Below are 19,845 nucleotides of genomic sequence, written 5' to 3' on the forward strand. Positions count from 1 at the left end.
AGGCTGTATGGTGAATTATCTAATTTCTATTCTAAAAAAGTGAATAAGAAAAACCTCCCGAAAAAAATCGGGAGGTTTTGCAATTTTTGATTTCTTGCGTTGCGCGAGACCTTAAATCTTCAAGCAGTTCTTTTTCCTGTGGTGATATTCCGCCGTGGCGGTGAAGATGACGTCACTGCTGGAGTTCAGTGCGGTTTCCATGGAGTCCTGTACCACGCCCAGGATAAAGCCCACAGCTACGGCCTGCATGGAAATGTCGCCGCTGATGCCTAGGATAGAGCAGGTCATGGGAATGAGGAATAGGGAGCCGCCTGCGATACCGGAAGTTCCGCAAGCGCCAATGGCACTCATAACGCAGAGAATGCAGGCGGTGGGAAGGTCCACATGGATGCCCAGGGTGTTTGCTACGGCCAGAGTCATGACGGCGATAGTCACGGCGGCACCGCACATGTTGATGGTGCAGCCCAGAGGAATGGAAACAGAGTAGAAGTCCTTTTCAAGACCCAGGCGTTCGCAAAGTGCCATGTTCACCGGAACGTTGGCTGCAGAACTACGGGTGAAGAAAGCGGTAATGCCGCTATCGCGAAGGCAGCGGAATACCAGGGGGTAGGGATTTTTACGGAGTGTGATGAAAATGATGATGGGATTCAGGACAAGGGCGACTACCAGCATGCAGCCCACCAGTAAGGCCAAGAGCTTTCCGTAGTCGGCGAAGATGCTCATTCCGTTTTCGGCAACGGAGGAGAATACCAAACCTAGAATGCCGAAAGGTGCCATCTGGATAATCCAGCGGATGACTTGGGATATGGCGGCGGAAGCGTCGGTGATGACGGTGACGGTATGGTCTACAGGAAGTTTCTTAAGAGCCAAGCCGAATACGATAGACCAGAAGAGGATTCCGATGTAATTTGCACCGGCCAGGGCTGCGATGGGATTCTGGACGCAGTTCTTTACCAGGTTCGTCAGAACTTCGCCAATGCCGCTAGGGGCGGCACCTTCTGCAGCAGAGACGGACAATTTCATGGTGACTGGGAATAGTTCGCTTCCTGCGACAGCCAAGGCGGCTGCGCCAATGGAACTGATGACGTAAAGAAGAATCACCTTGCGGAATCTGCTGCCGATTCCTTCTCCGGCTCCTGCAATGGAACTTGCCACCAGGGCGAACACCAGGATGGGTGCGGCACCTTTCAGGGCGCCTACAAATAGGGTGCCGAGAATGCCGATGGCGCTGAGCTGCGGAGCGAATAATCCGAGGACAGCGCCAAGAATTAGTCCGATGATAATACGAATGATGAGGCTAAGCTCAATCCATTTCCTTGCAATACGTTTCATAAGAGTTCCTTTTTTATCAAGTGGAAATATAGTTATGAATCACACCGAATGAGGTTCGAGGTATGAGATATGAGATATCTCCTTTATTCTTTAAGCTTTACACTATTCACTATTCACTCTCCTCAATCCTCTAGGTAGCGAAGCTACCGACCTCGGGCCTCATAGGGTGGCGAATGCCGACCGACCTGTTCGCTAATTATTAACTTTGTCGCATGCTTTTTGAAGAGATTATCAACGAACATTATGATCCCCGTGAGTATCCCGCCTTGGCTTTCCTTGCGGACCAGTGGGTTTGTGAACGCCCCTTTGAAGGCCTCAAGGTTCTTGTGGCAACTCCCATTTACAGGAATACTCTCCTGGAATACCGAACCCTGATTGCTGGCGGGGCTCAGGTCTATGTGGGACATGCGGTATCAGGCGATACCCAGATGCCTTGTGATGAATCGGTTATCGAACTTCTGACCGAATCTGGGGTCCCTGTTGTTACGGATGATGATATTAAATGCGGTAAGGTGGCTGATGACTTTGACCTGATTCTTGATTGTGCGGGTCAGTTCGCTTCTTGCCATCCGAAGCTGGGTTTTGTGGAATTGACTCGCAGCGGTGTGCAGTTCTTTGAAAAGTCTGAATTCCCCGTGTATGTGGCTGATAGTGGAATCGTGAAGCGCATTGAAACCATTCTGGGAACAGGCGATGGTTGCTTTAGAGGTTTGGAGCAACTTGGCTATAATGATTTCGAAAATAAGAAGCTGGTTGTTTTTGGAAGCGGCAAGGTTGGTTGCGGCATCGCCCTGCAGGGAGTTCGTCGCGGAATGCAGGTGACAACTGTTACCGACACAAACCGCAGAAGTTCTTCGTCTGATTTTTGCCATGTGCTGGAACGCAACGATGTAACTATCGTGGATTGCTTTAACGATGGTGCTGTAAAGGCTGCTGTTGAAGAAGCTGACTTCCTGGTGACCGCTACTGGCGTAAAGGGCGCTCTGTCTATCTCGGCGACGACAGTCATCATGAACCGCCCGGAATTGGTGGTGGCAAACATGGGCGTCGAAGATGAGTTCGGTGAATTCGTTCCCGAAAGCCGTGTGCTGAACCACAAGGCTCCCTTGAACTTCATGTTAGATGAACCTACCCATCTCAAGTACATCGATACGAGTCTTGCTTTGCACGCCGCACTTGGAGAACGTCTTGTTCAGGAATACAGGGCCTCGGGTAAGGCTCCCTTTGTGGGACCTGCGGATCCGCCGGACGATATTGAACAGCGTCTATTGATGACCACGATCCAGAATGGTGTCATCGGTTCTGAAGTCTGCGACATGATGAGATAGGCTGTTTATAAAAACATTTTTTCAAAAGGTTTGCAGTCCTTTTTTTGACTTTCATATATATTTGGTTCTATGATGAATAAATTTGCTTTCGTTTCTGTTGTTTCCCTGTCTATGGCCTTGACTGTTGGTGCCTTTGCCGAAGATATTATTGCCAAGACTTCCAATGGCTCTACCGTTATCCTGCACGACAATGGCCGTTGGGAATATTATCAGAACAATGCACAGATTCGTGATGTGCGCCCGACCGCCATTCCGGAGGATGTGAAGTATCAGATTTCTGTGGATTACGAAAGTGTAGACAAGTTAAAGAAAGATGTCCGCATGGCTATGGAAGCGGACTTTGCCACTGAAGAAGAAATCAAGGATAGTCTGCGTAAGGTTCCCAAGGGTGGTATCGTCTATTTCCAGGTTCCCAAGGAACAGATCAAGAAGGGTATGGTCCGCGACTTGACATTCTACATTTACGACAAGGGCAAGAATCCCATCTTTACACAGTCTGCCAGCGATGATGCCGCCACTCCCAGCGAAAGCAGCAAGATTATGAACTTGATGGTGGCTCCTCTTTATGCTCGCCCCAAGGCAAACGTGTTGAAGGCCAAGGCTGTTTGCGGTCGCGAAACCATTGAATTTGAAATTCCTGTAAAGTAGACTCATGAAGTTTGCTGTTGTGGATTTGGAGACCACCGGCGGTACGCCGGAAAATGGTCGCATTACAGAAATCGGGATTGTTCTGCTGGATGATTTCGAGGTGGTGAAGACGTACCAGGTCTTGCTGGATCCGGGAATGCCCATACAGCCTTTTGTGCAGAACTTAACCGGAATTACCGACGAGATGGTTCAGGGGCAGCCGCAGTTTGCTTCTGTTGCCGAGGAAGTTGCCGAACTTTTGCAGGGCCGCATTTTCGTGGCGCACAATGTTCAGTTCGACTGCCGTTTTTTGCGGGCTGAATTGCGTCGTTGTTGCGTCAAGATTGATCCGCCCAGGCTTTGCACTGTAAAGTTGACCCGTCGATATTTTCCGGGGCAGGGGAGTTACAGCCTGCACAACCTGATCATGAGTTTGAATCTTCCGGACTTTAATCACCACCGGGCGCTGGCAGATGCCATGGCTGCTGCGGAATTGCTGAAGCTGTGCCTGCAGAAAGCAGGTCCTGAAAAAATCCGGAAGGAAGTGAAGAACATTACCAAGGCTGAAGCAGAAGTGATGTTCTAATTTTTTGATAACCGCGTCGCGCTTACTTTAGAATGCCGGCGCGGTATTTCATTTTAAGAATACGGGCGCAGGACTCTTCGATTCTCTGTTTGTACTTGGCGTTCTGATTGGACATGGCCGTAAGGATTTTTACCATTTCCACTGCTTTCTGGGGATAGGTAATCATGAACATGTCGTTGCCTGCAGTGAGGGCTGTCTGCACAAGTTTCTTGAAATCCTTAGAGGGGTAGTTTTTGCTGGTGACTCGTTCGGTCCCACTGATCCAGGCGCGGAGTGAAACGCCCCACAGGTCGTCGGTGAGGATGACTGTTTCTGGTGACATGCGACGGGCCAGCGAAATAATCTTGGGCTCGAAAACGGCAGGGCGGTTTGACACGCGGACAAAGCGGACGCTGCTCATCATGGTGATGGGAATGTCTGCGGCGAGGGCGTTGAAAAATGCGACGTTTTTCTTGATTGACTTTTTGGGAGTGGTGCTGATGGCGATCTGGTGGTCGCTATTTGTCCAGGAATCATAACCGGGAAAATGCTTGGAAACGCAGACGATGCCGCTCTGGGCCATGCCCTTTACGAAGGCGCGGACCTTGTAGGCATTGGTGGTGTCTTCGCCCCAGCTGCGGTCCGATTCTTCCATGAAGGAACGCTTGCCTCGGCTGTCTTTTGCCGGGTCCAGGACGGGAGCCAGATTCATGTTGATTCCCGCTTCCTTCAGCACGTTTCCGATTTGCTGAGCCAGTTGCTGGATAGAGTCCGCCTCCATTTTTCTCATGGCCTTAGCGCTGGGAGTTCTTGCCCACTGGGGCGAGATGCTGGAGATGCGGTTTACTCGTCCGCCTTCCTGGTCTACGGCGACGACGGGGGGGATTGCGAGGCTGTCGTTGATGGTGCTGATGACATCCTTGAATTTTTCCAGATCCTTAAGGTGACTGCGCATTACAAGGATACCGCCGAATTCATTATTGATCATGAAGCTGGCGGGGGTCATATAGACCATGACCATCTGGGCGGCCTTTTGCTTGATGCTCATGGAATTCCATAGGGGCATCAAGGCGTCGGGAAGGTCGTAGGGGTTTGGGACCGCTGCGGTGTCCTGGATGGACTCTGTTGCGGTGGCTGCGGTTGCAGTGGGCTCTGCGGCAGATTCAGGGGCTGATTCTGCGGAGACGGCGCCTGCGGAGGTGGTGCCTGCTGTGGATTCTGCGTCGGTTCCGGTACTTGCGACGGACTCGTTGACGGTAACGGAATCTGCGGCGGCCTTGGCGGCCATGGCAGAAAGGTCCTGCAGGACAATATCCTGGGACGTGTCCGGGGAAACCTGCATGACGGCACTGTCTAGGGCAGACGGCACCGGCTGTGCGAAAACGGCACAGAATGCGCTTGATACAATAAAGACTGCTGTTCTAAATTTCAAAATCCATACACCTCTCGACTTGCTCGTTACCCTTTAAGGTAAGGAACTTGCCGATCCATTACGGAACATAATCTTCATCGGAGCTCTTGCTTGCGGAGGCCTTCTTGGCGCCCCAACGGCGAGGCTTGAATTCTCTGGGCGGGAAGTCAAACTTTAACTTGCCTTTCTTGTCGATGTAGAGGAAAGCGTCAAAGGTGCGGTGTGTCTTGTTGCTGCGGAAACCCTTGATCAGTTCGGTCTTCACTTCGGTTCCGGAGAGCATCTTCTGGATCTGTTCCAGGGGAATTTCCTTGCCGAGAAGAATCTTGGGCAGCTGCAGGCCGCTAGGTTCCTTCTTTACATAGCTATCGCTGACGTAACCGGTCATGGTTTCGTACACAGCGGAGTTGTCCAGCGGAGAGTTGCCTACCTGCTGGCCCAATTCAATTTCGGATCCTTCCTTGTTATCATCGAAGACGAACTCGATTTTGTTCTGGTCGTTGATGATAACTACGGCAGAAAATTCTACGCCCTTCTTGCTGCGGAATCCGGTAAGGGGACCAATCTTGTGGTTGGTCAGGAGTTCCACGATTTCTTCGTTGGAAAGTCTCTTGCCGCCGATCATCTTGCGGATGACGATTCCATCTTCGGTGGTGTATCGGCTGACGGTCTCGAAAACCTTCTTGCCGTTCACCGGGCTGAAACTTGCTTCGCCTGTAGTGCTTTCTTCCTTGAAGCCCTTGATGTTCTTCACCATGGTGCGGGTCATTTCTACAATGCCGTTCATGAAGTTCTCTCGGGTTTCCTTGCCCTTCTCGATCTGCTCCATCTTATATTCCCACTCACCAGTTAGCTCTGGACTTGTGAGGGCCTCAATATCCATAGCCTTTAATACCTTGATCAGGTCGAAGGCCTTGGCCGTAGCGATCATGTCCTTGCCGTCGCGGACCACGTACTTGTCGGTGACTAGCTTTTCGATAATGGCTGCGCGGGTGGCAGGAGTGCCAAGACCCCGTTCCTTCATGGCGTCGCGGAGTTCTTCGTCTTCCACCAGTTTACCGGCACTTTCCATCATGGAGAGGAGGGTACTTTCGGTGTAGTGGGCAGGAGGCTTGGTAAAGTCTTCCTTGGCTTCGATTTCAACGGTCTTGGCCTTGTCGCCCTTCAGCTGCGGGATGTTGGCTTCGTCGTCTGCATCCTTGCCGTACACGGCCTTGAAACCGGGTTCCACCAGGATCTTGCCTTCGGTAATGAAGGTCTCGTTTTCGACGGTGGTCACGCGGGTGGTGTTCAGGTATTTTGCAGGCGGGTAGAAGACAGCGATAAAACGCTGACAGATCATGTTGAACACTTTCTGTTCCGCTTCGCTCAGGTCTGTGGGCATGATGCCTGTGGGGATAATGGCAAAGTGGTCCGAGATCTTCTTGTTGTCGAAAACCTTGGGTGTCTTTACGACCCAGTTGTTGTTGAGGGCGGTCTGTGCGAAAGTGGACAGGGAACCTGTAATTTTTCCGAGGGTAGCCTTGACGGGACCTACGTAGTCTTCGGGCAAGTGCTTGCTGTCGGTACGGGGGTAGGTGGTTGCCTTGTGGCGTTCATAGAGGGCCTGGGCGATTGAAAGGGTTGTCTTGGCGCTAAAGCCGAAACGGTTGTTGGCTTCGCGCTGGAGGGTAGTCAGGTCGTACAGGGGGCCGCACTTCTGGAAACTGGGTGCGGTGGTCTCTTCGATAGTACCAGTCTTGCCCTTGCACTTGGAAAGGATTTCCTGGACCTTGGCTTCGTCAAAAATCTGTTTCTGCTTGCTGTCGCCGTTGGGGGTAAACCACTTGCCCTGATAGTTGTTGCCGCTGTTGTCGAAGTTGGCCTCGATGGTCCAGAACTTCTTGGGGACGAACTGGTGGCGTTCTTCTTCGCGGTTCACGATGATGGCGAGGGTGGGGGTCTGCACACGGCCGCAGGGGGTAATCTGGAAACCGCCCATGGAACTGTTGTAGGCGGTAAGACCGCGGCTGCCGTTCATGCCGATGAGCCAGTCGGCTTCGCTACGGCAGATGGCGGCGGCCTTCAGGTTTTCCATGTCGGCGCCGTCGCGCATGTTGTCAAAGGCTTCCTGGATGGCGGCGGGGGTCATACTCTGCATCCACAGGCGCTTGATGGTCTTGCCTGTGAACTTGCCCTTCAGCACGTAGTCCAGGATGTAGAAGAATATCAATTCACCTTCGCGGCCAGCATCGCAAGCGTTTACGAGGGTGGTTACGTCCTTGCGCTTGATCAGCTTGCTCAGGATGGAAAGCTGGCTCTTGGTGGTGGGGTTGGCAGAAAGGGGGAACTTCTCCGGCAACATGGGGAGGGTGCTCATTTCCCACTTCTTGTAACGCTCGTCGATTTCCTTGGGGTCGGCGATTTCAACCAAATGGCCGATGGCGTGACTGACGATGGTGGTGTCACTTTCGTAGACGCCGTTTCCCTTGGTGAAGTTTTTCTGGCCTAGGACCTTGACCAAGTCCAGGGCGACGCTGGGCTTTTCTGCAATAATGAGAGTCTTCCCTTCGACGGGGACTGCAGATTTCTTTGCTTTTGTGGCGGGCTTAGCTGCCTTTGCAGTTTTTGTAGCCTTTGCCGCAGTAGTATCAGTTGCCTTTGCTGTTGCCATAGATTACTTCCATTTGAAGCGTCCGAAGAGGCCGAAGAGTACGGCCAGAACGGTGAAGGGGGCGTGGATGAACTCCACCGGGATACACCATTTGATCAAGTGTTCCTGCCTAAAGATTCTTAGCCCCCGGAGTATTAAAATCAGGTCACCTGCGCACTTGACGACGAATGTTATCGCTGTGGCCAGGAAAATTGTAAAGCTGAACGGTGAAAGGGCCGCCCCGATGCATTCCATCAGCAGGAACAGGAACACCATGCTCAGTACGAAAACGATTTTCGGTGTGTAATATATGGTCTTGGAGGCCCAGCGTTTGCGCTGTTCCCAAAGTTCCTTCAGGGTTTCCTTGCCGTTAGTCGTAACGAAGGTGGCTTCGTTGATACAGTAGCGCATGGCCCAGGGGCGGTCGGCTGCCAGTTTCTGCATCAGCAGGTCGTCGTCGCCGCTCTGGATCTTGATGACGTTTTCGAAGCCCTTGACGCTCTTGAAAAAACTCTTGCGGTAGGCCAGGTTGTTACCGGTACTGGTCAGGGGCAGGTGCATGGCCAAGCCTGCGGTTCCTGCCACTCTATATATAAGAGTCTCTACGGCCTGCATACAGATTAGAACGCTAGACTTACCCTTGACCGTGGGAATGTAGGAGTGACCTGCTACCAGTTCAATGCCGGGTTCGAATTCGGCGACGATGCCTGTGACCCAGGTGGGCTTTACGATGCAGTCGGCGTCGGTCAGGCAGAGAATTTCGCCGTTGCAGGCCTCGATCATCAGGCTCAGGGCGTGCTTCTTGGGGCTGACTCCCTCGGGAATGTCCTTGATGGTCAGGACATGGAACCTGTCGGGGTATTTGTCGACGTACTCGGCCAGGATTTTGGGAGTCCTGTCTGTGCTGCGGTCATCGGCGACCCAGACTTCCCAAAAACCGCGGTAATCCTGCTTCATGACCGATTCAAGAGTTTCGCGGATCCCTTCTTCTTCGTTTCGGGCCGCAATGAGGATGCTTACCTTTGGAGCGGGTTCCACATCGGAGTCGCCCTTACGCACAGAACCCAGCGCGCGGAAAAAGCGCACTTCGAGCCATGCGTAAAAAAGGCAGAACACTGCCAGGAGTGAAACCACTGTGTATGTAAGCACTGTAAAAAGCATTTCCGCGCAAAATGTAGTTCAAGAAAAAAGTTTTTTGATTCTTACAACGTCAAATGGTAGGCGAAAAAGCGTTTTTTGAGGGAATTTGGTTCGTTTAACCCCGAAATTAGAATCCTGTAGCCAGCCTTTCGGTAAGACGGGTAAAGCGGCGGGCGTTACGGATGGTACGTATGGCCTGGTGTAGGGAACCGGGTGCCGAGAGAATCCACACATGGCCCTTGGCACGGGTAATGGCCGTGTAGATCAGGTTCCGCTGGAGCATAACGTAATGGCTGGAATCCAGTACCACGATGACTGCCGGGTATTCGCTGCCCTGGCTCTTGTGGATGGTGCAGGCGTAGGCTAGGGTCAGTTCTTCCAACTCGTCGTCTTCGTAGTCTACGGTCTTGTCGTCGTAGAAAACGGTAATCTTCTTGTTGACCGCGTCCACGCGCCAGATTGTACCGACGTCGCCGTTAAAGACGTTCTTTTCGTAGTTGTTCTTCACCTGCATGACGCGATCGCCCTGGCTCCATTCGACGCCCATCATCTTGTGGCGGGGAACATTGGGGTTCAGCAAACCTTGCAGGAAGGGGTTCAACTCGAAAATACCAAGGGGACCCTTGCGCATAGGTACCAGGACCTGCATCTGCTCGGTGAGATTGATGTCCAGTTTGCTCTTGATGCCGGTGGAGATTAACTGCTCCAGATGGGCCTTGCATTCTTCGGGAGTCTCGAAGGGGACAAAGTGAAAGTTGGGGCCGTCAAGGGGAGTGGGGGTGATTCCCTGGTTAATCTTGCTTGCCTTTTCGGCGATGTCGTTGTCGCTGGCCTGACGGAAAATGTGCTGCAGACGGATATGGGGGAAGCCGGGGCTGCTGAGTAAATCGTTCAATACGTTGCCAGGTCCGACACTTGGCAACTGGTCGGCGTCGCCAACAATGACGATGCGGGCCTTCATGGGGATTGCGTCTAACAGAGAGGCGGCAAGCCAGGTATCCACCATACTGAATTCGTCAATGACCAGCAGGTTACAATCCAGCTGGTTCAAACCGTTTTTCGAGAATTTCTTGGAAACCGGATCCATTTCCAGAAGGCGGTGGATGGTGCTTGCCTTTTCGCCACAGCATTCGCCCATGCGCTTGGCGGCACGGCCCGTGGGGGCGGCAAGCAGGATGTTGTCGCCCAGCTTTCTGGCCAGATGGAGGATGCCCTTTAGAATGGTGGTCTTACCGGTGCCGGGTCCGCCCGTGATGATGAACATCCTGTGGCTCAGGGCCTGGATAATGGCGTCGCGCTGAATGGGGTCAAAAGAAAATTTCTGTGCCCTTTCCCAGTCCCGTAATTCCCTGTTGGCGAATTCTTCGCCGATGGCTTCGTAGGCGGTATTGCATAAACGGAATTTGATGTTGTCTGCAATTCGCTGCTCGGCGTTAAATAGGAGGGGGTGGAAACAGTCGTCGTTTATACGTCTGATTCTTTCGTTGCCGCAGAGGATGTCGAACTGGTCAATAAGACGGTTTACGGAATCCTCATCGTAAATGTCAATTCGCAGATTTTTGATGGCGCGGCTCAGCAACTGTTCCCTAGGGAGGAATACGTGGCCGTCTCCCATGGAGGCATCCTGCAGGGTGTACAGCAAGGCTTCCTGCATACGGGTGGGACTGTCCTTGGGGAGCCCCAGCTTCATGGCGATTTCGTCAGCCTTTAAAAAGCCGATGCCGAAAACTTCCTCGCAGAGCATGTAGGGATTGTCGCGGATCTTGGGGACAGTCCCCTGGCCGAATCGGGTCCAGAGTTTTTTGGCGATGCTTCCTACGATGCCGTGGCTGTACAGGAACATCATGGTTTCGCGGCTGTGGCGTGCCTCTTGCCAGCGGGCCAGGAAAAGTTCCACCTTGGCCTTGGGCAGACCTTTAATTTTTACGCTGCGAAAACGGTCTGGATCGTTGTCTAAAACGTCGAAAGTTTCTTCGCCAAAAACATCATAGATGTTCTGCGCGGTCTTGGGACCGATACCCTGGCAAAGTCCGCTACCCAGGTAGGCCACCACGTCGCTGTCGTCGGCCATGGCGATGAGTTCAAAGGATGTACACTTGAACTGTGTGCCGAACTTGGGGTGACGTCCCCATTCTCCTTCGAACTTTATATTCTCGCCTACGTTCAGTTCCGGGAGGGTTCCCGTGACCACTACCACCTTCTTGGATTCCGCCTCATTAAGGCGCAAAACGGTAAAGCCATTCTGCGGACTGTGGAATGTGATGGATTTAATGGTCCCCTGGATTTGCATAGTTTAAAGTTTAAAGTTTAAAGGTTAAAGTTTAAAGTTTCTCTTTCCGCTTAAACCTTTCCGCTTTAAGCTCGCTGCTCATAGCTCATGGCTCTTTACTTAGGTTTGCTTACTTTTGTTTTCTGCGCAACTGCGGATTGAAGTTATTCTTCTTGTCCAGTTCGTGGTCCCACTTGTCGGGGTCGAATTCGTTCCTCCTGGAAAGTTCCTTGCCGCGACGGACCAGCCAAACGCCCAGGGCGATGGCTACGAATACGGCCATGACTCTTGCGGTGTTATAGTCCAGACCGAAACCTACGGGAGCTCCCTTCAAGTTGGTGGGGCTGACCCAGAGGATATAATCTGCGGTAATGAAAGTCATGAACATGCAGGGCAGAAGTGCAATCCAGAAATTCTTTTTCTTGCAGCGAAGGTAGACCACGGTAACGCAGAGGCTGCAGACGGCCATGAGCTGGTTACTCCAACTGAAGTAGTTCCACAGGATGTTGAAACCTTCCTTGTCCAGATTGCTCCAGAAGATAATGGCAAGGCAGATGGCGAACATGGGAACGGTCAAGAACAAACGGTTCTTGGCGGAAGTCTGATCAATGTGCAGAAGTTCTGCAATGGTCAGACGGAGGCTGCGGAGGCTCGTGTCGCCACTGGTAATGGCAAGTACAATCACGCCAACCACGACCAGTACAGAAATGGGGGCGAAGGGCAGCACGGTAGAAACCAGGGTGCTCAAGACCTTGACGCCGCTGGCGCCAGTAATCAGTTCCGGATGGAGGTGATAGATGAACATACCGCCGGCAGCCCAGATCATACCGATGAGACCTTCCAGAATCATCATACCGTAGAATGTCTGACGGCCGGTCTTTTCGGTAAATTCGGTACGTGCCACCAGAGGACTCTGGGTACTATGGAATCCGCTGATGATGCCGCAGGCGATGGTTACGAACAGCATGGGCAAGATGGGCTGGTGAGCCGGATGTTGCGTAAAGTTGCTGCCGAAGTCGTTGAAGTTGATTTCGTCAAGTACGTTCAGGTTGGGGGCGATGCCCACGAGAATGGCGAGAGAGGCTAAAATCAGCAAACCGCCGAACACCGGGTAGATACGCCCGATAATCTTGTCGATGGGGAAGAATGTGCTGAGGAAGTAGTAAACGAAAATGCAGGCCACCGCAATCCAGAACAGGGTGGGGGATACGGCGTTACCGACGAGGATGGGGGTGTTGATCAGCTGGGCGGGGGTGTTGGTGAATACGGCGCCCACCAAAATCAGGGCTACGGAAATCAAGGTCATTACCACCTTGGAAGGACCCTTGCCCATGAACTTGCGGGAAAGGGCCGGCACGTTGTAACCGTTGTTGCGCATGCTGACCATACCGCTAAAGTAATCGTGTACGGCTCCGCCCAGCACGTTTCCCAGAGGCAGCAAGATGAAGACGATGGCGCCGAACTTGATGCCCAGAATCACGCCAATCACAGGACCGATACCGGCAATGTTCAAAAGCTGGATCAGCATATTCTTCCAGTGGGGGAGAACCAGACGGTCCACACCATCGGGATTTTCGGTGGCGGGAGTCTTGCGGTCGTCGGGGCCGAACACGTGTTCTACGAACTTGCCGTAAGTGAAGTAGCCGCCAATAAGGATAGCAACGCCAATTAGGAAAGTAATCATCTTGTGCCTTTTTGTTTTATTTGATTAATCGTCGTAAGACGGGGAGTCGAAATCGTCGTTGGAATTATCTGCGACAGGTTCTTCGTTGGAAATCTGTTCTGCAGAGTCATTCATTTCATTGTAGGAATCCTGAGCTTCTTCCTGGACTGATTCAACCTTGGATTCTTCCTTTTCGTTCACGGCGCCGCGAACGTAACCCTTTTCCTTTGCGATTTCGTCGGGGGTCTTGTCGTGACCCAACTGCTGACGGAAGTAAAGTACGTTGGTTGTGTAGCTGGACTTGCCGGCGTAATCGAATCCGAGAACCGGGTGGAAGGAACTACCGAACTGGAAGGCCACGGCCAGGCCGAACTTGAAACCGTTATTGCCGTCTACAGAAATGTTGGGGTTAATAACGTTGGTTTCGATTTCAGCGCCGGTGAAGGGATCTGTTCCGGCAACCTGGTACATGTGGCCAGAAGACTTCATGGTGGCGCTCTGGTAACCCAAGGTCATCATCACTTCGATAAAGTTGATGGGCTTATAGCCAATGACAACGTCAAACGTGGTGGCGGAAACATCCAGATCGAGAGAGCCCTTGTATTCGTCGGGGCGGTAGCCGATGCCGCTGGTGCTGTAGCCGAAGACAAAGCTTACGTCAAGGCCCTGGGCTGCGGGAGGCAACATATACTGGAACAGGTGACCGAAACTATACTGCAGACCGAAACCGAAAAGATTGAACTTGGTCAGGTTGCTGATGCTGGGCAGGAACATACCGCGCAGGATAACGCGTGCGTGGTAGAAACTACCTGCAACTTGCAGATAGGGGTAAGTGAAAACTCCCAGACCGTTCAAGGTCTCGTTACCGTAAACTAGGCCGGTGTTTTCCTGGGGATTGCCGTGTTCGCCGAAAATGGTGGGGACATCGAAGGCCATGGGAGTTCCGTAGATGTCAAAGGTTTCGGAGAATTTTCTGTCATCATCTCCGATAGGGACGATGGAGAAGGGCATGCCCACTTCAAATGTCAGACTCTGGGGAACGTTTGCGCTTACATACCAGTTGCTGTTCAGCACATTGCCCAGATTGTCGATAATGGGCTTTACATAGCCGGGGCGGTTGTTGTAATACTCGTTGAGTACGCCCTTGTCTTCGAAGGCGGCCATGGATTCGTAGGTGGAGGCCCAGCCCTTGGCGTCCATGGCAAATGTGTTGGCGGTTGCTGCGAGGCAGCTGAAAGCGAAAGCGATTCTAGAGATTGTTTTCATGGTCGCCAAAGATAGAAATTGACGACCTTTTTTGCACGGCCTCTAAATGTAAAAGTCCGAGGTTGATGTATTGTCTAGAAGGTATACTGCAGACTGACAGAGGCCAGCACGAAGGTCTGCCACAGGTACGGATCCAGATCGCAATTGTCGGTTCTTCCGCTGTATGCGTTCTTGAACCAGTTTTCGTAAACCTTGATTGCCGGAACCATGGAAAGCTGGTCTGTAAAGTAGTAATGGAGGTTGGCGATAAAGCCTACTGCAGAACCCATCAGTTCAGAACTCTGGATGCCTCCATCCTGGAAGTAGACAGAATTTTTAGTGTTGATGCTTGTGTAGGAGTAACCGCCGCCGAGGCCGATCTGGAAATAGTCGGGCCAGAATAAGTTGTATGTAAATTCAAAGCCGAGACGCCAAATGCGGGAATCTGCCGTGTAGGATTCATCGGAAAAACCGGCTAAGGTCTGGTTGGATGTCCAATACTGGAAATTCAGGGCTAGGGTGAACTGGGCGATGTTGGCACCGATGGTAAGGTCGGGTGTTGCCAGAAAATCCAGGGCGGGCTGGTGAATGAGACCTTTTTTGCCTGCGGTATCTGTGATTGCAGTCGACCTTTCGTTAAAGTCGCCCTTAGATGCAATAATGCCGAAACCTACTTCTGCAAAGTAGGACTTGGGCCAGTATCCCTCGTCGGCAGCTGCCTGAGAAAACAGCATACCGAGCACGGCAATCAGAACAAAAAGAAACTTCTTCATCAATTTCCTCAAAAAGCGATGGGCTGTGAGAGGTGAGCAATGAGTTAAAGTTTGGCACCTCGCATAACTCTACCCCAGTAAACAGTCTACAGTCTACTGTCTACTTCCAACTTCCAACTATTTCGCTGCGTAGTAGAACATGGCGTCGATACACTTCTTGGCGGCGACGCGGGTGGCTTCGTCCAGTTCCACATGCTGGGCTGCTTCCGGATGACGGAGGGTTTCCAGGATGTTTTCCAGGGAGTTGGACTTCATGTACTTACACATGCTGCAGCTGCCGATAAAGCGCTTGTTGGGGAACTCGTACTGCATACGGGCATTGAGACCGCATTCGGTAAGGAGCAGGAACGGGGTGCCTTCGGGCTGGTCCTTGATGTAGGTGACCATCTGACCGGTGCTGCCCACGTAATCGCTGAGAAGTGCTACGCCCGGATGGCATTCGGGGTGGCTCACCACCTTCAGGCCCGGATTCTGGCTACGGAAGAAGTTGATCAGTTCGGAATCGTAGGTTTCGTGCACGTAGCAGCAACCGCTGTGGAGCACGATTTCCTTCTTGATGTTGCGCTTCTTCATTTCTTCGATCAGGTTCTGGCCCATGAGTCCATCGGGTACGAACACAATCTTGTCGTTTTCGAGGCTGCTTACGATCTTCATCACGTTGGAACTGGTGACGCAAACGTCGCAGTTTGCCTTTACGTCGGCGGTGGTGTTGATGTAGCAGACGAAGGTGTGGTCCGGATACTTTTCGCGGAGGGCGCGGACTTCGGCTCCGGTAATGGAGTCGGCCAGGCTACAGCCGGTAAGGGGTCCGGGAATCAAGACGTCCTTGGTGGGGTTCAGAATCTTTGCGGTTTCACCCATGAAACGGACTGCGGAGAAGACGATGGTCTTTGCTTCCACCTTGGTGGCGTCCTGGCTCAGCTTGAAACTGTCGCCGTCGTAGTCGGCAACACCCAGGATGATTTCCGGGGCAACGTAACTGTGGGCGAGAATGACGGCGTCACGTTCCTTCTTCAGTTCGTTGATTTCGTTGATGATGGGAAGCATCTGTTCCACTTTTTCCATGGAATAGGTGCAAAGGACAGCGCCAGGCTGGATACTCTTAAGACGGTTGTAAAGTTCTTCTGCGGTCATGGCCTAAATATAAAAAAATTAGACGGACCCCATCAGCGTCCCCACCCCAGAACCGCGAGACATTGGATACCAGATATAGGATATGAGATATCAGATACGAGATACGAATTATCATAATCGCGCCGATGGCGCCTTGCGTCGCCCTGTGGGCGCTCAGGGTCTCATGCATTCATGGGATTCTGAAACGAGTTCAGAATGACAGTCCGCTCAGCATACTTCTTTTGTGTCTCATAATTCCTCTTCACTCTTCACTCTTCACTGTTCACTCTTCACTCTAGTCTTTCTCCTCCCTTGGCATGGGTTTTGCGTATAGGGGACGTCCAATTGGAAAAGAAATGAAAAGATTTCAAATAGTGTAAAGAATAGGGTGTAAATTATGTTTTTTAACCGTACTGAATTTACAAAAACTGTAAAAGACGAAGGGCATGCCGCATACTTGATGAAAAACGGCGTGAAATTCGATTATGGTTCCTTAGTTGACGAACGTGACGGTGAAATCTACAGTACGGTAAAAATCGGAAACCAAATCTGGATGGCGGAAAACCTTCGTTATGTGAGTAAGGGCGGTGCCGCCGACGACGATGTGGGAAGTTACGCCTACGGCGAGGTGGAAAAAAATGTGGGCAAGTTCGGTAGACTTTATACCTGGGCCGCCGCCATGAATTTAAGCCCCCGCTATAACGAAGACGAATTGGGCGCTGAAGGGGAATCGCTGATTACGTCGGGCAGGTTCCGCGGAATCGCACCCGAAGGTTGGCACATCCCTTCTGAAGAAGAATGGCATGAACTGTGCGAATTTTGCAGAAGCTTGCAGGACGGTCTGCCGGGAACCATGCTAAAGTCTTCCGAGTACTGGGAAGAATGCTACGGCTCCGTGGTGGGCAAGGATAGCGTAGGTTTTGCTTCCATACCTTCTGGCGGCCGCTATAGCATGGGTTACTTTTATGACTTGAACAAGTCTGCCTATTACTGGACTTCCACCAGCATGGGAAATGAATATGCTAGATATCGCAGCATTTCATTTCGTGGCGGAAAGATCGGTGCCGATTATACCTACAAGACCGACGCCTTTGCTATCCGCTGCGTGAAAGACTGCTAGGCGCCGGCGCGATGTTTTAGACTTCCCCGATGCGGACCATGTTCAGGAGGGGCATGCCTGCCTCACGGCATTCCTTTAGATCAATCTTGAAGTCAATACTCCAGTCATTGAAATCTTCTTCGTCCTGAAGCATCTGCTGGACGTGCATGATTTCGCCTTCGTAGGTAATGATGGTGTGGTGTACGGAACGTCCTTCCACATCCAGGCGGAACTTGTGGTGTTCTGCAATGTAGGCTGCCATGATTTCCATCAGACGGTTTTCGGTCCAGGGTTTGCCTTCGCCATCCACTAGCATTTGGCCTTCTGCAAGGTCGTCTGCCAACATATCCAATACGTCGCCAAAAGCCTGCTTCTGCAATGCACTCATGAGCTGGAAAATGCGCTGGCGGACCATGTTGATAAAGCGCTTCTTGTCGTAGGTAATGTCTGCGGCCACCTTGTCGGCACCGAAGGCGGTTTCCATTTCGGTGGCGCCTGCATCGTCCATACGTTTCTGGTAGTCTTCGGGGTGGGCCATCTTTTCCCATTCTTCCAACAGGCTGCTGTCCGTTCTGCGGATCATATCGCCCAGGAATTCTTCCATGTCGTGGAGTTCCTCGTTCTTGTAGCTGTCGGGAACGGTCTGGGCCAACACCTTGTAAACCCCGTTCAGGTGTCGGAGCAAGATGGCTTCCATGCGCTGCAAACCATACTGCTTGATGTAACCGCTGAAGGTGCTGAAGTTTTCGAACATCTCGCGGACAATAGACTTGGGTTCCACATTTACGTCTACCCAGGGGTGGGTTTCGGCAAAGTTATTGTAGGTGTCGTAAATGAAATCCCGCAACGGCTTGGGGTATTCCACCTTTTCCAATTCTTCCATGCGCTGGTTGAATTCCATGCCCTGGGCCTTCAGTTCTTCCATGCGGGCGTTCTTGGCCTTGTTCATCTGGATGCGGAGAATGGCTTCGGGATTTTCAACGATGCTTTCGCATAAAGTAATGACGTCCAGTGCGTATTCGGGGCTTTCACGATCCAGCTTGGGCAAGGTATCCAGTAGATAAAGTGAAAGGGGCTGGTTCATGGAAAAGTCATCTTGCAGATCCATGTTCACGCGAAGTTTGCTGTAGCCCGGTGCCACTTGCGGGGCAAATTCGATAATATGGCCTTCTACCAGACCACGGAAAAGCTGGAAGGCGCGCTTGCTCAACTGCTTTTTGCTGGCGGCCGTTTCGTGACAGTCCTTGATCAGGTTGCGCATGGCCTTGCAACCGTCGGTGGGACGGCTGAGAATGTTCAAGAGCATGCCATGGCTGACGTGGAAACTGGAGGTCAGCGGTTCCGGCTGGGCCTGGATCAAACGTTCGTAGGTGTTCTTGTCGAAGGGAACGTAGCCGTGTTCGGGCGGTTTCTTCTTCTGGAATTTCTTGCCGGTCTGTTTTGTCTTGGCTTCCAGTTTCAGATTTTCGATGACGTGTTCCGGGGCCTGGGCCACAACGTAACCGATGTCGTCAAAACCCTTGCGGCCTGCGCGGCCTGCAATCTGGTGGAAGTCTCTAGCGGTTAGAATAGCGGTCTTGTCGCCGCTATATTTGCAAAGCTGGGTGAACAGCACGGAACGAATGGGAACGTTCACGCCTACGCCAAGAGTGTCTGTTCCGCAGATGACCTTCAGCAGACCTTTTTGGGCCAGTTTTTCACACAGGATGCGGTACTTGGGAAGTAGACCCGCATGGTGGATGCCAATGCCCTGCTTCAGCCAACGTTTTACTTCGGGGCCGTAAGGACTGCTGAAACGCATTTCCTTGATGGCCTCGTTAATGGCCACCTTTTCTTCCTTGGTGCAAAGGTCCAGACTCATGAAGTTCTGGGCGTTGGTAGCGGCTGCGGCCTGGGTAAAGTGAACCACGTAAACAGGGCCCTTCCCTTCGTTGATCAGTCGCTGAACTGTGTTGGAAATTTCGGTTTCGGAGTAGGTAAAATCCAGGGGTACGGGGCGCTGGGTGGAGCGAACGGTGACGGATTCCTTGCCCGTATGCTTGGTCATTTCCTTTTCGAAAAATTCTGTGGCGCCTACGGTGGCGCTCATGAGCAAAAAGCGGGTGTTGGGCATGGTTAAAAGAGGAACCTGCCAGGCGACACCGCGTTCCTTGTCGGAATAGTAATGGAATTCGTCCATGACCACGTCAGAAATGGTGGACTGTTCCCCTTCGCAGAGGGCCATGTTGGCAAGAATTTCTGCAGTACAGCAAATGATGGGAGCGTCGCGGTTTACGGTGGCGTCGCCTGTAGAAAGTCCAACGTTCTCGGGGCCGAACTCCTTGCAGAGTGCCATCCACTTTTCGTTGACCAGGGCCTTGATGGGGCAGGTGTAGACGCTGCGTCGGCCGTGGGCCAGACTGTCAAAATGGAGCGCCAGGGCTACCATGGATTTTCCTGAACCCGTAGGCGTATTTAGAATAACGTTTTTCCCGTCTAAAAGTTCAAGGATTGCCTCTTCCTGGGCGGGGTACAGCGTAGTACCCTTGGCATCAGCCCAGGCCAGAAAGTTTTCCAGCAGGGCTTCAGATGATACATCGGAATCGGCTTTAGTCAAGTAGTCTTTTAAAGAAACGGGGGCTTTTTCAGTCATAAAAGTAAAGATAGTT

At 52.0% G+C, this 19,845-nt stretch carries 14 protein-coding genes; 4 read left to right on the plus strand and 10 right to left on the minus strand.

Annotated elements, in window-relative coordinates; genetic code table 11:
* Positions 1-111: 111 nt before the first annotated feature.
* Positions 112-1,332, minus strand: a complete 1,221-nt coding sequence (gene sstT / locus B7992_RS10390; protein WP_073233400.1) for a serine/threonine transporter SstT — start codon at positions 1,330-1,332, stop codon at positions 112-114.
* A gap of 212 nt (positions 1,333-1,544) precedes the next feature.
* Here sstT and B7992_RS10395 point away from each other — a divergent pair, with 212 nt between their 5' ends.
* From B7992_RS10395 to B7992_RS10405, 3 genes are all read left to right on the plus strand, one after another.
* Entirely contained in the window at positions 1,545-2,660 is a 1,116-nt protein-coding gene (locus tag B7992_RS10395) for an adenosylhomocysteinase (protein WP_088666241.1), read from the plus strand.
* Between the two features lie 69 nt (positions 2,661-2,729).
* Positions 2,730-3,308 carry a hypothetical protein gene (locus tag B7992_RS10400; protein WP_073155372.1) on the plus strand — a complete coding sequence of 193 codons (579 nt, stop codon included), beginning with the start codon at positions 2,730-2,732 and terminating at the stop codon, positions 3,306-3,308.
* A gap of 4 nt (positions 3,309-3,312) precedes the next feature.
* The gene (locus B7992_RS10405; protein ID WP_088666242.1) at positions 3,313-3,873 is read left to right on the plus strand and encodes a PolC-type DNA polymerase III; all 561 of its coding nucleotides are present in this window, start codon (positions 3,313-3,315) and stop codon (positions 3,871-3,873) included.
* Between the two features lie 22 nt (positions 3,874-3,895).
* On the opposite strand, the gene B7992_RS10410 is transcribed toward B7992_RS10405, so the two are convergent.
* The 8 genes from B7992_RS10410 to nadA all read right to left on the minus strand — a co-directional run bounded on the left by B7992_RS10410 (position 3,896) and on the right by nadA (position 16,119).
* Positions 3,896-5,284: a glycoside hydrolase family 3 protein gene (locus tag B7992_RS10410; protein WP_176421917.1), complete on the minus strand. Its 1,389-nt coding sequence runs from the start codon at positions 5,282-5,284 to the stop codon at positions 3,896-3,898.
* Between the two features lie 58 nt (positions 5,285-5,342).
* A complete protein-coding gene (locus B7992_RS10415) occupies positions 5,343-7,916 on the minus strand; it encodes a DNA topoisomerase III (RefSeq protein WP_073155380.1) in 2,574 nt (857 codons plus the stop codon).
* 3 nt (positions 7,917-7,919) lie between these two features.
* Positions 7,920-9,056 carry a glycosyltransferase gene (locus B7992_RS10420; protein ID WP_073155383.1) on the minus strand — a complete coding sequence of 379 codons (1,137 nt, stop codon included), beginning with the start codon at positions 9,054-9,056 and terminating at the stop codon, positions 7,920-7,922.
* A 106-nt stretch (positions 9,057-9,162) separates the two neighbouring features.
* The gene (locus tag B7992_RS10425) at positions 9,163-11,325 is read right to left on the minus strand and encodes an ATP-dependent RecD-like DNA helicase (protein ID WP_088666244.1); all 2,163 of its coding nucleotides are present in this window, start codon (positions 11,323-11,325) and stop codon (positions 9,163-9,165) included.
* A 109-nt stretch (positions 11,326-11,434) separates the two neighbouring features.
* On the minus strand, positions 11,435-12,988 hold the full coding sequence (locus B7992_RS10430; protein WP_073155388.1) for a carbon starvation protein A: 1,554 nt from the start codon (positions 12,986-12,988) through the stop codon (positions 11,435-11,437).
* A 24-nt stretch (positions 12,989-13,012) separates the two neighbouring features.
* Positions 13,013-14,233, minus strand: coding sequence for a DUF6588 family protein (locus tag B7992_RS10435; RefSeq protein ID WP_073155391.1), 1,221 nt, complete (start codon positions 14,231-14,233; stop codon positions 13,013-13,015).
* A gap of 74 nt (positions 14,234-14,307) precedes the next feature.
* Positions 14,308-14,985, minus strand: coding sequence for a hypothetical protein (locus B7992_RS10440; protein WP_088666245.1), 678 nt, complete (start codon positions 14,983-14,985; stop codon positions 14,308-14,310).
* 117 nt (positions 14,986-15,102) lie between these two features.
* Positions 15,103-16,119 (minus strand): quinolinate synthase NadA, encoded by a 1,017-nt coding sequence (gene nadA / locus B7992_RS10445; protein WP_073233418.1) that lies wholly within the window; start codon positions 16,117-16,119, stop codon positions 15,103-15,105.
* A 376-nt stretch (positions 16,120-16,495) separates the two neighbouring features.
* Here nadA and B7992_RS10450 point away from each other — a divergent pair, with 376 nt between their 5' ends.
* Positions 16,496-17,218, plus strand: a complete 723-nt coding sequence (locus B7992_RS10450) for an FISUMP domain-containing protein (RefSeq protein WP_088666246.1) — start codon at positions 16,496-16,498, stop codon at positions 17,216-17,218.
* Positions 17,219-17,234: 16 nt separating this feature from the next.
* Here B7992_RS10450 and B7992_RS10455 read toward each other — a convergent pair whose 3' ends face one another.
* The gene (locus B7992_RS10455) at positions 17,235-19,829 is read right to left on the minus strand and encodes an RNA helicase (protein ID WP_073283256.1); all 2,595 of its coding nucleotides are present in this window, start codon (positions 19,827-19,829) and stop codon (positions 17,235-17,237) included.
* Positions 19,830-19,845 lie beyond the last annotated feature (16 nt).

Source organism: Fibrobacter sp. UWH1 (assembly GCF_002210365.1).
Taxonomy (GTDB): domain Bacteria; phylum Fibrobacterota; class Fibrobacteria; order Fibrobacterales; family Fibrobacteraceae; genus Fibrobacter.